The organism is Variovorax sp. GW458-11-26-14-LB1 (assembly GCF_059423965.1).
Genome location: NZ_JBWKYW010000028.1, coordinates 68,300 through 83,674 on the forward strand (window position 1 = coordinate 68,300; position 15,375 = coordinate 83,674).

The following is a 15,375-nucleotide window of genomic DNA, read 5'->3' on the forward strand; positions in this document are numbered from 1 at the left end:
AGAAAGTATCGATGAGTGAGTGCAAACAATGAACAATAACTGTTCTCATTTGCATCCGGTCGATCTTTCATGCCCGCTCCTCGCTTCTTCCTCCGGCCGACCGTGGCCGCCTCGCTGCTGGCCCTTCACGCCCTGACGGCGCTGGCGCAGACGCCGCCCGCCGAACCGGCGGCCCCCGCCAGCGGCACGCTGAGCACCGTCACCGTCGAAGCCAGCGCCGACGCCTCGGCCGAAGGCCTGACCAAGCCCTTCGCGGGCGGGCAGGTGGCGCGCGGCGGGCGCGTGGGCATCCTGGGCAACCAGGACATGATGGATTCGCCCTTCTCCAGCACCAGCTACACGCACGAGCTGATCCAGAACCAGCAGGCCAGAAGCGTGGCCGACGTGCTGCAGAACGACCCCTCGGTGCGCGTGGCGCGCGGCTTCGGCAACTTCCAGGAGTCGTACTTCATCCGCGGCTTCGTGGTGAATTCGGACGACATCGCCTACAACGGCCTGTACGGCCTGCTGCCGCGCCAGTACATCTCGTCGGAGCTGTTCGAGCGCGTCGAAGTGCTGCGCGGCGCGAGCGCCTTCCTGAACGGCGCCACGCCCACGGGCGGCGGCATCGGCGGCAACATCAACCTGCTGCCCAAGCGCGCGCCGAACGACCCGCTGACGCAGGTCACGCTCGGCACGGCCAGCGGCTCGCAGAGCTATGTGTCGACCGACATCGCGCGCCGCTTCGGGCCCGACCAGAGCCTGGGCGTGCGCCTGAACGCGGCCCACCGCGACGGCGGCACCGGCGTGGACGCCGAGCAGGTGAAGCTCGACGTGGCCTCGGTCGGCTTCGACTGGCGCAGCCGCAACGCGCGCATCTCGGCGGACCTCGGCCACCAGGAGCACCGGCTCACGCGCACGCGCCCGAACGTGACGCTCGGCGCCGGCGTGACGCGCGTGCCGTCGGCGCCCGACAACCAGCTGAACTACGCGCAGCCCTGGACCTACTCCAACGAGCGCGACACCTTCGGCTCGCTGCGCGGCGAGTACGACCTCACCGACAACGTGACCGCCTGGATCGCCGGCGGCGCGCGCAAGAGCCACGAAGGCAATGCGCTGGCCGGCCTCACGCTCACGAACAACCTCGGCATGGGCAACATGTCGCGCTTCGAGAACCAGCGCCAGGACAGCACCCGCACGGCCGAAGCCGGCGTGCGCGGCAAGTTCACGACCGGCCCGGTGAACCACACGGTGGTGGCCTCGTACTCGTACTACCAGCTCAAGGAGAAGAACGCCTACAAGTGGGACTTCTTCAACCCCCTGAAGACCAACCTGTACGCACCCGTCGGCTACCCGATCCCGGCCTACACGGCGAGCGCGTTCCGTGGCAACGACATGGACAACCCCGCGCTGCTGACGCAGACGCGCCTGAGCAGCCTGGCGATCGGCGACACGCTGTCCTTCCTGGACGACCGCGCGCAGCTCACGCTCGGCGTGCGGCGCCAGAAGCTGGAAAGCACCGACTTCGCCTACGACACCGGCAAGCCCACCGCCTATGAGAAGAGCCGCACCAGCCCGATGGCCGGCTTCGTGTTCAAGCTGCAGCCGCAGGTGTCGCTGTACGCGAACTACATCGAGGGCCTGAGCAAGGGCGACACCGCGCCCACGGTGTCGACCGGCGGCGCCGTGCGCAACGCGGGCACGCAGCTGTCGCCCTATGTGTCCAAGCAGAAAGAGATCGGCATCAAGTTCGACGGCGGCCGCATCGGCGGCGGCTTGGCCTTCTTCACGACCGACAAGCCGCGCGCCCTCGTCAACAGCGCCGGCTACTACGTGGCCGAAGGCCGCGACCGCCACCAGGGCCTGGAGCTGACCGCCTTCGGCGAAGCGGCCAAGGGCGTGCGCCTGATGGGCGGCATCACCTTCCTGGACGCCAAGCAGCGCGCCACGGGCGACGCCACGACCGACGGCCGCCGCGTCATCGGCATCGCGAAGACGCAAGGCACCCTGGGCGTGGAATGGGACGTGCCGGGCGTGCGCGGCCTGTCGCTGGACGGCCGCGTGGTGGCCACGGGCCCGAGCTACGCGGACGCCGCCAACACGCTGCGCGTGCCCGGCTGGACGCGCTTCGATGTCGGCGCGCGCTACCTCACCGAGGTGGCCGGCAAGCTGGTGACGCTGCGTGCGCGCATCGACAACCTGACCAACCGGAACTACTGGGCCTCGGTCGGCGGCTACCCGAACAACGGCTACCTGGTGCTCGGCGCGCCGCGCACCTTCACGCTGTCGGCGTCGGTCGACTTCTGATCAGGCCGAGGCCAGGTGCGCCTCGAGCGCATCGATGAACATCTTCGGCACGTCGAAGCCGGTCTGTTCGGTGATCTCCTGAAAGCAGGTCGGGCTGGTCACGTTGATCTCGGTGACCGAGTCGCCGATCACGTCGAGCCCGATCAGCAGCAGCCCGCGCGGCGCCAGCACCTTGCCGATCGCTTCGGCGATCTCGCGGTTGCGCGCCGTGAGCGGCTGGGCCACGCCCTTGCCGCCGGCCGCGAGGTTGCCGCGCACCTCGGTGCCCTGCGGAATGCGCGCCAGCACGAAGGGCGCCGGCTCGCCCGCGATGATCAGGATGCGCTTGTCGCCCTGCGTCACCTCGGGCACGAAGCGCTGCACCATGATGGTTTCGGCGCCGTCCTTGTTGAGCGTCTCGACGATGGAGCCGAGGTTCAGCGCGTCCTGCTTCACGCGGAAGATGCCCATGCCGCCCATGCCGTCGAGCGGCTTGAGGATGATGTCGCCGTGCTCGGCATGGAAGTCGCGCACGGCCTGCGCGCTGCGCGTGACCAGCGTGGGCGTGACGAACTGCGGAAACTCCATGATCGCGAGCTTCTCGGGGTGGTCGCGCAGCGCGCGCGGCGAGTTGACCACCTTCGCGCCCTCGCGCTCGGCCTGCTGCAGCAGGTGCGTCGAGTAGATGTACTCGGCGTCGAAGGGCGGGTCCTTGCGCATCAGCACGGCGTCGAAGTCCTTCAGCGCCTTCGATTCGATGATGTCGACGTGGTACCAGTCCTTCGCGTCGCCGGTGAGCGTGATCTGCTGCACCACGGCCGAGACGCGCCCGCCGGACTTCCACTGGATGTCCTGCGGCAGGCAGGCCGCGATGCGGTGGCCGCGGCGCTGGGCCTCGCGCATCATCGAGAAGGTCGTGTCCTTGTAGATCTTGAAGTGATCGAGCGGGTCGGCGACGAAGAGGATGTTTTTCATCAGGCGTTCTTTCCGGCGCCGGGAGCGGCGGCTGTGGAGGGGGTTTCTGGCGGCATGTTGCCGGAAGCGGCGATGTCCTTGCCGGCCGGGGCTTTTTCAACTGGCACCTGTGCGCGGCCGACCTGCTGCACCGCCAGCGCCACCGCGCCGGCCACCACGCCCCAGAAGGCGGAGCCGATGCCGGCCAGCGTCACGCCCGAGAGCGTGACCAGGAAGGTGATGAGCGCGGCCTCGCGGTGCGCCTCGTCGCGCACCGCCGCGGCCAGCCCGCCGCCGATGGTGCCCAGCAGCGCCAACCCGGCGATGGCCGCGACCAGCTCTTTGGGAAAGGCCGTGAGCAGGCCCGTGACGGCCGCGCCGAACAGGCCGATCACCACGTAGATGGCGCCGCAGCTCACGGCCGCCGTGTAGCGCCGCGCCGGGTCTTCGTGCGCCTCGCGGCCCATGCACATGGCGGCCGTGATGGCGCTCAGGTTGAGCGCGAAGGCGCCGAAGGGCGCGAGCACCAGCGTGGCGAGGCCGCTGATCGTGATGAGCTTGCTGACCGGCAGGTCGCTGTAGCCGCTGGCGCGGATCGCCGCCACGCCGGGCAGGTTCTGCGAGGCCATGGTCACGACGAACAGCGGCAGCGCCAGGCTCACGATGGCCTGCCAGGTGAACACCGGCACCGTGAACACCGGCCAGGTGAGCGAGAAGTGCACGGAAGACCATGCCAGCTCGCCACGCGCGGCCGTGAAGGCGATGGCCACCAGCAGCGTGAGCGGCACCGCGTAGCGCGGCAGCAGGCGCTTGCCCAGGAGGTAGGTGGCGAGCATCAGCAGCACCAGCGGCAACGCGGTCTGCGCCGCCGTGAAGGCCGAGATGCCGAAGCGCGCGAGCACGCCGGCCAAAAGCGCCGAGGCGATGGCCATCGGGATCTTGTTCATCACGCGCTCGAACCAACCCGTGGCGCCCGCGAGCACGATCAGCACCGCGCAGGCGATGAAGGCGCCCACCGCCTCGCCCATGCCGTAACCCGCGCCGGCCACGGCCAGCACGGCCGCGCCGGGGGTGCTCCAGGCAATCATGACGGGCTTGCGCCACCACAGCGAAGGCAGCGCCGAGGCCAGCCCCATGCCGATGCCCAGCGCCCACATCCACGAGGCCGCCATCTCGGGCGTGGCGCCGAAGGCCTGGGCGGCCTGGAACACGATGGCCACCGAACTCGTGAAACCCACGAGCACGGCGACGAAGCCCGCGGTGAAGGCCGAAAGGCTCAGGTCCTTGAAGAATCGCATGCCGCGATTCTGCCCGCGACATCTCTTCGCCAGAAACACCGCGGAACCGGCTTTGCCGGGCCGCAGGTGTTGCCCCCGGTAGGGGGTTGGCGAAGCGACACGAAGTGCGCGTAGCCTGGGGGCGAGCCTAAATCTCGATCTTGGAGCCGAGCTCGACCACGGCGTTGTTCGGCAGGCCCAGGAAGGCCGCCGCGCCGCTCGCGTTGTGGTGCATCTGCGCGAACAGCTTCTCGCGCCAGGGCGCCATGCCGCTGCCCAGCGTGGGGATCACGACGTCGCGCGAGAGGAAGTAGCTGGTCGTCATCGGCTCGAGCTGGCAGCCGCGCATGCGTGCGTTGTCGAGCGCGCGCGGCAGGTCGATGTCGTTCTTGAAGCCGTAGTGCACGATCACCTGCCAGCAGTGGTTGCCCAGCGCCTCGATCTCGATGCGCTTGTCCATCGGAATCCAGGGCACCTCGTGGTTGCGCACGGTGACGAACATGTTCTGCTCGTGCAGCACCTTGTTGTGCTTGAGGTTGTGCAGCAGCGCGTTGGGCACCACGCCCGGCTCGGCCGTGAGGAACACGGCCGTGCCGTCGACGCGCGCGGGCGGGCTCATGAACACCGAGCCGAGGAAGGACTTCAGGTCGATCGCGTCGGCATGCTGCGCCTCGCCCATGAGGCGGCGGCCTTCCTTCCAGGTGACCATCAGCGTGAACACCGCGCCGCCGATCAAGAGCGGGAACCAGCCGCCTTCGAACAGCTTGAGCAGGTTCGAGGCGAAGAACAGGAAGTCGACGACGAAGAAGATCGCGGTCGAGGCGATGCACAGCGCCAGCGGCAGCTTCCACGCGTAGCGGATCACGAAGAAGGTCAGGATCGTGGTGATCAGCATGTCGGTGGTCACGGCGATGCCGTAGGCCGCGGCCAGGCTGCTCGAGGTGCGGAACATCACGACCGCCATCACGATGGCGACGAACAGGCCCCAGTTGACCAGCGGGATGTAGATTTGTCCGGCCGTGCGCACGCTGGTGTGCTCGATGTTCAGGCGCGGCAGGTAGCCCAGCTGGATCACCTGGCGCGTGACGCTGAAGGCGCCGGTGATGAGCGCCTGCGAGGCGATCACCGTCGAGAGCGTGGCCAGCAGCACCAGCGGAATGAGGGCCCATTCAGGCGCCATCATGAAGAACGGGTTCTTCACGGCCTCGGGGTTCTCCAGCAGCAGCGCACCCTGGCCCAGGTAGTTGAGCGTGAGCGCCGGCATGACGACCGAGAACCACGCGATGCGGATCGGCTTCTTGCCGAAGTGGCCCAGGTCGGCGTACAGCGCCTCGGCGCCGGTCACGCACAGCACCATGGCGCCCAGCAGGATGAAGCTGGTGCCCGGGTTGTCCCAGATGAACTTCAGCGCGTACCAGGGGTTCAGCGCCTTGATGATCTCGGGGTGGTGCGCGATCTGCCACACGCCCAGCACGGCGATGGCCGCGAACCACGCCAGCGTGACCGGGCCGAAGAACTTGCCGATGCCCGCCGTGCCGCGCTTTTGCACCGCGAACAGGCAGAACAGCACGACCAGCGTGATCGGGATCACGTAATGCTTGAAGTGCGGCGACACCACCTCCAGGCCCTCGACCGCCGAGAGCACCGAGATGGCCGGCGTGATCACGCCGTCGCCATAGAAGAGCGAGGTGCCGAAGATGCCGACGATGAGCAGCAGCTGGCGCAGCCTCGGCTTGTCGGCCACGGCCTGGGAGGCCAGCGCGAGCATCGCGACCAGGCCGCCCTCGCCTTCGTTGTCGGCGCGCAGCACGAGCACGACGTACTTGATCGAGACGATGACCGTGAGGGTCCAGAAGAACATCGACAGGATGCCGTAGACGTTCTCCACGGTGAACGGCACATGGCCGTGACCGAAGACTTCCTTGACCGCATAGAGAACGCTGGTGCCGATGTCGCCATAGACGACGCCGATGGCGCCGACGATGAGGCCGGCAGAGATGTTTTTGGGGGCTGACACGGGGGTCGATGGGAAAAGGTTGGCTCGCAATGATCGACGCGTCAGTCACGCCGGGGTGCCGCGGCCGCGCCGCGCATCCCTCCGCCCTTTTGGTTCCGTTGCTGTGGGGCCGCTATTTTGCCGTTGCCCGCCGACGCCGCAACCCGCCCCCGCCGCTCATTCGTAGATTTCGGCGTCCGGATCGGTCGCTTCCATCTCGTAACTGGCCGCGACCATGGCCAGGCGGCCCACCACGCCATACATGTAAAAACGATTGGGGGCGCTGGCGCCGGGCTTGGCGCCCGGCTGCGGCAGCTGCGCGCTTTCCGAGAAGGCCAGCGGCACGTAGCTGGCGCCCGGCTGCTTGAGGTTCTCGTCGGCGGCGCGTTCGGCGTGCACGCGGTAGAAGCCGCCCACCACGTAGCGGTCCATCATGTAGACCACCGGCTCGGCCACGCCGTTGTGCACGCGCTCGTTGGTCAGCACGCCTTCCTGCACGATCAGCTCGGTGGGCTCGCGCAGGTCGCGCCCGGCGCTGGTCTTGGCGGGCGACGAGGTGGCGGTGCGCGACTTGCCGATCAGCGCCTCGACCTCCTTGGCGTCGCGCACGGTCACGACGCCCGGGCTGCCGCTGCCGCTGTGGCCGCCCTTGACGACCACGAAGGGCTTCTCGTTGATGCCGTATTCCTTGTACTTGCGGCGCACCTTGGTGAGCACCGCGTCGACATGGCTGGTGAGCACGTCGATGCCGCGGCCCTCGGCGACGTCGACGCCTTCGGCGCGCGCGTAGATCGGGTTGATGAGCCACGGGTCGATGCCCAGCAGCTTGCCGAAGCGCTTGCACAGCTCTTCGTAGCTGTGCAGGTGGTTGCTCTTGCGACGCACCGACCAGCCCGCGTGCAGCGGCGGCAGCAGGTACTGCTCGTGCAGGTCTTCGAGGATGCCGGGCGTTCCTGCAGAAAGCTCGTTGTTGAGCAAAATTGTGCAGGGATCGAAGTTCTTCAGGCCCAGGCGGCGCTTGGAACGCACCACCGGTTCGAGCGTCACGGTCTCGCCGTTGGGCAGCTCGATCTTCTTGGGCGACTTGATGGCCGGATCGATCGAGCCGATGCGCACATTCAGGCCCGCCATGTGGAAGATGCGCACCAGTTGCGCGACGTTGGCGAGATAAAAGGTGTTTTTCGAGTGATTTTCAGGAATGACGAGCAGGTTGCGCGCCTCCGGACAGATCTTCTCGATGGCCGCCTGCGCGGCCTGCACCGCCAGCGGCAGCATTTCCTTGGTGAGGTTGTTCCAGCCGCCCGGAAACAGGTTGGTGTCGACCGGAGCCAGCTTGAAGCCCGCGTTGCGGATGTCGACGGCGCTGTAGAACGGCGGCGTGTGCTCCATCCACTCGAGGCGGAACCAGCGCTCGATGGCGGGCATCGAGTCGAGCACCCGCTGCTCCAGTTCGTTGATCGGGCCGGTCAGGGCAGTGACGAGATGCGGAACCATGCAGCGGCCTTGTTGGTTTTGTGCTTAAAGGTGGAGTGGAATTGTAGGATTTGGGGATGGCGCGCCCGATGACAAGCAGCCAAAGAGAACAAAGCACCCCAATCCACAACACACGTTGCAAGAACACCGCGGCACGGGCCTCGCCGCGCCGCCGGCCCGATGGCCCCGGCCCTTCGGACCCCGATTAACCGCGGACTTCGCCCTGCCCCAGCACCACGTACTTGAGCGAGGTCAGGCCTTCGATGCCGACCGGGCCGCGCGCGTGGAACTTGTCGGTGCTGATGCCGATTTCGGCGCCCAGCCCGTACTCGAAACCGTCCGCGAAGCGCGTGCTCGCATTCACCATCACGCTGGCCGAATCGACCTCGCGCAGGAAGCGCTGGGCGTTGATGTGGTCGCGCGTGACGATGGCGTCGGTGTGGTGGCTCGAGTAGCGGTTGATGTGCGCAATGGCCTCGTCCAGCCCCGCCACCACCTTGATGCTGATGACGGCGGCCAGGTACTCCTCGGACCAGTCGGACTCGACCGCGTCGATCACCTTCGCCTGCGGATGGTGCGCCTCGCTGGCGCGCAGGATCGCGGCGGCGGCCGGGTCGCAGCGCATCTCGACGCCCTTGGCGGCGAAGATGGCGGCGATCTCGGGCAGGAAGTGGTCGGCCACCGAGGCCGCCACCAGCAGGCCTTCGGCGGCGTTGCAGGGGCTGTACTTCTGGGTCTTGGCGTTGTCGACGATGCGCAGCGCCATGTCGAACTCGGCCGTGTCGTCCACGTAGACGTGGCAGTTGCCGTCCAGGTGCTTGATGACCGGCACCTTGGCGTCGCGGCTGATGCGCTCGATCAGGCCCTTGCCGCCGCGCGGAATGATCACGTCGACGAATTCGGGCATGGCGATCAGCTGGCCCACGGCCTCGCGGTCGGTGGTCTGCACCAGTTGCACCGCATCGACCGGCAGGCCGGCTTCGGCCAGCGCCTCGGACACCAGCAGCGCCAGCGCCTTGTTCGAGTCGATGGCTTCCGAGCCGCCGCGCAGGATGGCGGCGTTGCCCGACTTGATCGCCAGGCTCGCAGCCTCGATGGTCACGTTGGGGCGGCTCTCGTAAATCATGCCGAAGACGCCGATCGGCACGCGCATCTGGCCCACGCGGATGCCGCTGGGCTGCTGCTTCATGCCGATGATCTCGCCGATCACGTCGGCCATGCCGGCGAGCTGCTCGCAGCCCTCGGCCACGGTCTCCAGGACCTTGGGCGTGAGCTTGAGCCGGTCGACCATCGGGGCCGACAGGCCGGCGGCCGTGGCGCGGGCCAGGTCTTTCTCGTTGGCGACGGCCAGCGCGGGGCCGGCTTCGCGCAGGCGCCGGGCCAGCGCTTTCAGTGCTCTGTTTTTGGTAGCTGCATCCGCACGGGCCATGAGGAATGCAGCGGCTTTGGCTTGCAGACCGAGGGTCTGCATGTGCTCGCTGACGTTGAACGCGTTCATAGCGGACATTTTCCCACGCGGACCTTCGGCCCGGCTGACGCGGGCCTTTTGATGGCGATCGACGTCAGGCGCGACGCGGCGCCGCGGCCGTGCTGCAGGCGCGGCACAGCATCAGCGCCAGCCGCTGCAGCGCCTGCCAGCCGCTGGCGGGCCAGTCGGGCTGCTTCAGGCCCTTGCAGATGCCGTCGACCAGGTGGGCCGCGCGCAGCAGCCGGGTCAGCATGCGGTCGTCCAGGCGCGGCAGCACGCGTTCGAAGGCGCGCTCGCGCGGGCCCCAGATGCGGTTCTCGCGCAGCGCCATCGGCAGCGGGCGGCCGGCGGCCATGGCGTCTTTCACGCGCTTGAGGGCGCGGATGTCTTCAGCGATCGTGTAGTGCACCAGCACCTCGGCCTCGCCCTCGGCCTGCAGGCCGTCGAGCATGCGCGCCACGCGCTGCGGGTTGCCGGCCAGCACGGCCTCGGACAGCTTGAACACGTCGTAGCGCGCCACGTTGTTGACGGCGCCCTCGACCTGCTCCCAGCTCAGCTCGCCCGCCGGGTGCAGCAGCGCGAGCTTCTGGATTTCCTGGTGCGCGGCGAGCAGGTTGCCTTCGACGCGGTCGGCAAAGAACTGCAGCGTGCGCTGGCCTTCGTCGCCGGGCATCACCCGCTGGTTCTGCAGCCCCAGGCGCTGCGCGATCCATTGCGGCAGCGCGGCGCGCTCGATCGGGTCGACCTGGATGCTCACGCCGTTGTTTTCCAGCGCCGAGAACCAGGCGCCGGTGCGCGTGGCCTTGTCCAGGCGCGGCAGCATCACCAGCGTGAGCGTGCTGTCGTTGCCGGGCGCGCCCTCGGCCAGCTGCTGCAGCGCGACGCTGCCGTCCTTGCCGGGCTTGCCCGAGGGAATGCGGATCTCGACGATCTGCTTGTCGGCGAACAGCGAGAGCGAGCCCCCCGCAGCCAGCACCGCGCTCCAGTCGAAGTGCGCGCCGGCCACGGTGTACGAGCTGCGCTCGGTGTGGCCTTGGGCACGCGCGGCGGCGCGGATGGCGTCGGCCGCCTCCTGCGCGAGCAGCGGCTCGTCGCCGTGGATCGTGTAAAGCGGCTTCAGGCCCTTTTGCAGGTGGGCGCCGAGCTGGGCACTGGCAAGTTGCATTGAAAAAAGAACGGAAGCGACGCTTACAGGGACTGCACCGCGGCCAGCCGGCGCATCAGCTGCTGCGCGATGTCGGCCTGCATGTCGCGGAACAGCAGGTCGGCCTCGCCTTCCTTGGCCAGCGCGTTGGTTTCGTTGAAGCTCAGGTCGCGCGTCTGCGAGACCTCGGACGCGGCCAGCAATTCCTTGCCGCCCGGCGTGCGCAGGCTGAAGCGCACGCGCAGGCGCAGCTGCAATTCGCGCAGCAGGCCGGCGGAGTTGGTCGAGATCACGAAGCGGTCGCGGTCCTCGCCCAGCACGACGAGCACAGCGTCGGCGGTGCTGGCCTCTTCCTTGGGCACCAGCGTCACGTTGCCGGCCGCGCGCAGCTCGCGCCGCAGCTGGTTGATGAGCGCCGTATTGCCTTCGAGCGACAGCGTCTTGAACGCGAAGTTCGGCGCCTTGCGCAGCGCGAAGCCGCAGCCGGACAGGGCCAGCGAAGCGCCTGCCACGCCGAGGCCCAGGAGAAAGCCGCGGCGCGGCTGCGAGGCATTGCGAATGTTCATGCGTCTGTCGTTTCCGTCGTTCTGCAGTGTCGGGTTCAGATGACCACGTTGACCAGGCGCCCGGGCACCACGATCACGCGCTTGGGCGGCGCGCCTTCGGCGAAGTGGACGAAGTCGTCGCAGGCGAGCGCCAGCCGCTCGATCTCGTCCTTCGAGGCACCGGCGGGCACCAGCAGCTTGCCGCGCAGCTTGCCGTTGACCTGCAGCATGAGCTCGACCTCGTCCTGCGCCAGCGCGGCCACGTCGACCACGGGCCAGGGCGCGTCGAGCAGGTCGCCCGATGCCTTGTCGTAGCCGAGCTGCTGCCACAGCTGGTGCGCGATGTGCGGCGTGGCCGGGTACAGGCAACGCAGCAGGATGCCGAAGCCCTCGCGCGCGGCGGCCGCGTCGCCCGCGCTGCCGTCGGGCTTGAAGCCTTCGAGCGCGTTGAGCAGCTTCATCGCGCCCGACACCACCGTGTTGTATTGCATGCGCTGGTAGTCGTAGTCGATCTGGCGCAGCACGGTGTGCACCTCGCGGCGCAGCGCCTGGGCGGGCTTGCCGAAGCTCTGGCCGGCAAGCGCCACCGGTGCCACGTCGGCCTGGGCCACGCCGTAGTTCCACACGCGGCGCAGGAAGCGGTAGCTGCCTTCGACGGCCGCGTCGTTCCACTCGAGCGTGGCTTCGGGCGGTGCGGTGAACATGGTGTACAGGCGCGCGGTGTCGGCGCCGTACTTCTCGATCAGGTCCTGCGGGTCGACGCCGTTGCGCTCACTCTTGCCCATCTTGCCCACGCCGCCGTACTCGACCTTGGTGCCGTCGGCCAGCGTGCCGCCGGTGATGCGGCCCTGCGCGTCGAGCACCGCCGTGACTTCGAGGGGCGGGAAGTAGTCCTTGCCGCCCTTCTCGTTGCGCTTGTAGAAGATGTGGTTGAGCACCATGCCCTGCGTGAGCAGCTTGGCGAAGGGCTCGTCGGCCTTCACCAGGCCCAGGTCGCGCATGACCTTGGTCCAGAAGCGCGCGTACAGCAAGTGCAGGATCGCGTGCTCGATGCCGCCGATGTACTGGTCCATCGGCATCCAGTAGTCGGCGCCCTCGGCGACCATGGCCTTGTCGTTGGTCGGGTCGCAGTAGCGCATGAAGTACCACGACGAATCGACGAAGGTGTCCATCGTGTCGGTCTCGCGCCGCGCGGCCTTGCCGCACACCGGGCACACCACGCCGGCGTGGAAGCCTTCGTGCTTGGCCAGCGGGTTGCCCGAGCCGTCAGGCACGCAGTCAGTCGGCAGCACCACGGGCAGGTCCTTTTCAGGGACCGGCACCGCGCCGTGTTCTTCGCAATGGATGATCGGGATCGGCGTGCCCCAGTAGCGCTGGCGGCTCACGCCCCAGTCGCGCAGGCGCCAGGTGGTCTGCAGCTCGCCCAGGTCCTTCTGGCCCAGCGCATGCGCCACGGCGGCCACGGCCTCCTTGTAGGTCATGCCGCTGAAGTTGTCGGAGTTGATGGTCACGCCGCGCTGCTTGTCGCCGTACCAGTCCTGCCACTTGTGATAGTCGAAGTGCGGCTCGTCGTCGACCAGCACGACCTGGATGATCTCGATGCCGTACTTGTTGGCGAAGGCGAAGTCGCGCTCGTCGTGTGCGGGCACGCCCATCACGGCGCCGTCGCCGTAGCCGATGAGCACGTAGTTGCCCACCCAGACCGGCACCTGCTCCTCGGTGATCGGGTGCTTCACGGTCAGGCCCGTGGGCACGCCCTTCTTCTCCTGCGTGGCCAGCTCGGCCTCGGTCGTGCCGCCACCCTTGCATTCCTCGATGAAGGCCGCGACCTTGGGATCGAGCGTGGCGGCATGCGCGGCGAGCGGGTGCTCGGGCGCGACGGCGCAGAAGGTGACGCCCATGATGGTGTCGGCGCGCGTGGTGAACACGTACATGCGGCCGTCCTGGATCAGCTTGCCGCTCGCGTCCCGGATGTCATGCGTGAACGCGAAACGCAGGCCTTCGCTCTTGCCGATCCAGTTTTCCTGCATCAGCTTGACGCGCTCGGGCCAGCCCGGCAGCTTGTGCTGGGTGTGCTCGAGCAGTTCTTCGGCGTAGTCGCTGATCTTCAGGTAGTAGCCGGGGATCTCGCGGCGCTCGACCGTGGCGCCGGTGCGCCAGCCCTTGCCGTCGATCACCTGCTCGTTGGCCAGCACGGTCTGGTCGACCGGGTCCCAGTTCACGACCTGGGTCTTGCGGTAGGCGATTCCCTTCTCGAGCATCTTCAGGAACAGCCACTGGTTCCACTTGTAGTAGCTCGGATCGCAGGTGGCGATCTCGCGGCTCCAGTCGATCGCCAGGCCCATGGCCTGGAGCTGGCCCTTCATGTAGGCGATGTTCTCGTAGGTCCACTTGGCCGGCGGCACGCCGTTCTTCAGTGCCGCGTTCTCGGCCGGCAGGCCGAAGGCGTCCCAGCCCATGGGCATCAGCACGTTGTAGCCGCTCATGCGCAGGTAGCGCGTGAGCATGTCGTTGATCGTGTAGTTGCGCACGTGGCCCATGTGCAGCTTGCCGCTCGGGTACGGCAGCATCGAGCAGGCGTAGTACTTCTTGCGGCTCGCGTCCTCGGTGACACGGTAGACATCGGCGGCGCGCCATTGCGCCTGGGCAGCGGACTCGACGTCGCTGGGTTTGTAGCTGGGGTTCATGACATCTCGGCAGGGCCCGGCTCGACGGCGGCCGGGAAGGCGGATTATCGCGCCGTGCGTGATCGTCCCCCCGGCCCCATGCCGGAATCAGGCCCTTTCCTGCGGCGGCGGGGCGGGCGTCCACTCGTCGCCGAACAGTTCCGGCTCGCTGTAGGCCTCCAGATTCGCCCAGTGGTGGGCCGCGTCTTCCCGGTAGAACAGGCTGGCGAGCCCCGCCGCCAGGCGCCGCGCGCCGTCGCTGATGGCGGGAATGTCGCCCGACACCGTGCCGTGCGACAGCGCCGCCGGGTAGCAGAAGCAGTGGATGCGCGCGAGGCCCGGGCAGGCGCCGGGCGCGTTTTCCTGGAATTCGAAGGCCGGCCCGAGGTCGGGCGAATCGGCCAGCTCGCGGTCTTCGTCTCCGGGCGCGGGCGTGAAACGGTCTTTCCAGGTGCGGATGTGGGCGGCAATGCCCGCGAATTCGGGGCGGGCGGCCCAGTCGACCTGGAAACCGGTCGACACAATTAAGAAGTCGAACTCGAAGTCGCCCTTGGGCGTGGTGACACGCAGCACCTCGCCCTGCGGCGCCACGGCCAGGATGGGGCAGCCGAAGTTGAAGAAGGCGTTGGCGTGCCGCGACACCCGCAGCGTGCTGCCGTGCGGCGGCGGCACGTTCAGCACGTTGATGTAGTGGCGGATGCGCCATTTCAGCTCGTCAGGCAGGTCGTAGTGCCCCTGCGTGAGCCCCGGCACGCCGGCGCCCTTGCCCTTGTTGACGCGCGGCAGGTCGGGCCGGCGGATCAGCAGCTCGACGCTGTGCGCGCCGGCTTCGAGCGCGGTGGCGGCGCTGTCCATGGCCGAGGAGCCCGCGCCGACCACGCCCACGCGCAGGCCCTTCAGGCGGCCGTAGTCCATCTCGTCGGAGGAATGCGCCCACTTGGCGCGCGGCAGGCCGTCCACGAACGCCGGCACGGCCGGGCCGCCCAGGCCGTCGCGGCCGGTGGCCAGCACGACGCGGCGCGCCAGCACGCGGCGCTCGCCCTCGGGCGTGCGCAGGTCCAGGCGCACGGCGCTGGCGTCGGGCAACGGTTGCAGGCCAGTAACAGCGGTGTCGTTGCGCACGTCCACGCCCATCACGCGGCGGTACCAGACCAGGTAGTCCATCCATTGCAGGCGCGGGATCTTGTCCATCGCGGCCCAGGCCTCGGTGCCGAACTGGGCCTCGAACCAGGCACGGAAGGTCAGCGAGGGCAGCCCCAGCGCCGGGCCCGTGAGCTCCTTGGGCGAGCGCAGGGTTTCCATGCGCGCCGTGGTGGCCCAGGGGCCTTCGCGCCCGGCCGGCGCGCGGTCGAAGACCACGGCGCGGATGCCCTGCTGCGCCAGCGCGCCCGCCGCGGCCAGCCCGGCCTGGCCGCCGCCGATGATGGCCACGTCGAGCACGGGTTCGCCGTCGACCTGGCGCGGCGGCACCCAGGCGCGGGCGGGCCAGCCGAGGTAGTCGAGGTCCTGGGCGAGCCGGCGTTCGAGCGCGGCGAGGCCGATGGGTGGGGCGGAGGGGGAGAAAGCGGTGTCGTCGGTGGTCATCGG

General features: G+C 68.5%; 10 protein-coding genes. 1 reads left to right on the forward strand and 9 read right to left on the reverse strand.

Annotation, left to right across the window (positions count from 1 at the left end; translation table 11 throughout):
• The first annotated feature begins 69 nt into the window (after window positions 1-69).
• Complete coding sequence (locus AC07YS_RS18980) at window positions 70-2,286, forward strand: TonB-dependent receptor (RefSeq protein ID WP_495268928.1); 2,217 nt, start codon at window positions 70-72, stop codon at window positions 2,284-2,286.
• Here the strand turns inward: AC07YS_RS18980 and gshB are convergent, their stop codons facing one another.
• From gshB to AC07YS_RS19025, 9 genes are all read right to left on the reverse strand, one after another.
• Complete coding sequence (gshB, locus tag AC07YS_RS18985; RefSeq protein WP_099794733.1) at window positions 2,287-3,240, reverse strand: glutathione synthase; 954 nt, start codon at window positions 3,238-3,240, stop codon at window positions 2,287-2,289.
• Complete coding sequence (locus AC07YS_RS18990) at window positions 3,240-4,517, reverse strand: benzoate/H(+) symporter BenE family transporter (protein ID WP_495268929.1); 1,278 nt, start codon at window positions 4,515-4,517, stop codon at window positions 3,240-3,242. The genes gshB and AC07YS_RS18990 overlap by 1 nt, the downstream gene beginning before the upstream one ends.
• Before the next feature lie 127 nt (window positions 4,518-4,644).
• A complete protein-coding gene (locus AC07YS_RS18995) occupies window positions 4,645-6,513 on the reverse strand; it encodes a potassium transporter Kup (RefSeq protein WP_159273598.1) in 1,869 nt (622 codons plus the stop codon).
• A gap of 156 nt (window positions 6,514-6,669) precedes the next feature.
• Window positions 6,670-7,986 (reverse strand): glutamate--cysteine ligase, encoded by a 1,317-nt coding sequence (gene gshA, locus AC07YS_RS19000; protein WP_062477724.1) that lies wholly within the window; start codon window positions 7,984-7,986, stop codon window positions 6,670-6,672.
• A 184-nt stretch (window positions 7,987-8,170) separates the two neighbouring features.
• The gene (locus tag AC07YS_RS19005) at window positions 8,171-9,463 is read right to left on the reverse strand and encodes a glutamate-5-semialdehyde dehydrogenase (RefSeq protein ID WP_495268930.1); all 1,293 of its coding nucleotides are present in this window, start codon (window positions 9,461-9,463) and stop codon (window positions 8,171-8,173) included.
• A 64-nt stretch (window positions 9,464-9,527) separates the two neighbouring features.
• Window positions 9,528-10,598, reverse strand: a complete 1,071-nt coding sequence (gene holA / locus AC07YS_RS19010; RefSeq protein ID WP_062477727.1) for a DNA polymerase III subunit delta — start codon at window positions 10,596-10,598, stop codon at window positions 9,528-9,530.
• Window positions 10,599-10,621: 23 nt separating this feature from the next.
• Window positions 10,622-11,143, reverse strand: coding sequence for an LPS-assembly lipoprotein LptE (locus AC07YS_RS19015; protein WP_095743314.1), 522 nt, complete (start codon window positions 11,141-11,143; stop codon window positions 10,622-10,624).
• A 35-nt stretch (window positions 11,144-11,178) separates the two neighbouring features.
• Complete coding sequence (gene leuS / locus AC07YS_RS19020) at window positions 11,179-13,809, reverse strand: leucine--tRNA ligase (protein WP_495268931.1); 2,631 nt, start codon at window positions 13,807-13,809, stop codon at window positions 11,179-11,181.
• Window positions 13,810-13,896: 87 nt separating this feature from the next.
• Window positions 13,897-15,372 (reverse strand): FAD-dependent oxidoreductase, encoded by a 1,476-nt coding sequence (locus AC07YS_RS19025; RefSeq protein ID WP_495268932.1) that lies wholly within the window; start codon window positions 15,370-15,372, stop codon window positions 13,897-13,899.
• Between the last annotated feature and the right edge of the window lie 3 nt (window positions 15,373-15,375).

Bases quoted from the DNA above. Each gene is read 5' to 3' on its own strand.
- AC07YS_RS18980 (WP_495268928.1), top strand. From the start codon at position 70: ATGCCCGCTCCTCGCTTCTTCCTCCGGCCGACCGTGGCCGCCTCGCTG.
- gshB (WP_099794733.1), bottom strand. From the start codon at position 3,240: ATGAAAAACATCCTCTTCGTCGCCGACCCGCTCGATCACTTCAAGATC.
- AC07YS_RS18990 (WP_495268929.1), bottom strand. From the start codon at position 4,517: ATGCGATTCTTCAAGGACCTGAGCCTTTCGGCCTTCACCGCGGGCTTC.
- gshA (WP_062477724.1), bottom strand. From the start codon at position 7,986: ATGGTTCCGCATCTCGTCACTGCCCTGACCGGCCCGATCAACGAACTG.
- AC07YS_RS19005 (WP_495268930.1), bottom strand. From the start codon at position 9,463: ATGAACGCGTTCAACGTCAGCGAGCACATGCAGACCCTCGGTCTGCAA.
- holA (WP_062477727.1), bottom strand. From the start codon at position 10,598: ATGCAACTTGCCAGTGCCCAGCTCGGCGCCCACCTGCAAAAGGGCCTG.
- AC07YS_RS19015 (WP_095743314.1), bottom strand. From the start codon at position 11,143: ATGAACATTCGCAATGCCTCGCAGCCGCGCCGCGGCTTTCTCCTGGGC.
- leuS (WP_495268931.1), bottom strand. From the start codon at position 13,809: ATGAACCCCAGCTACAAACCCAGCGACGTCGAGTCCGCTGCCCAGGCG.
- AC07YS_RS19025 (WP_495268932.1), bottom strand. From the start codon at position 15,372: ATGACCACCGACGACACCGCTTTCTCCCCCTCCGCCCCACCCATCGGC.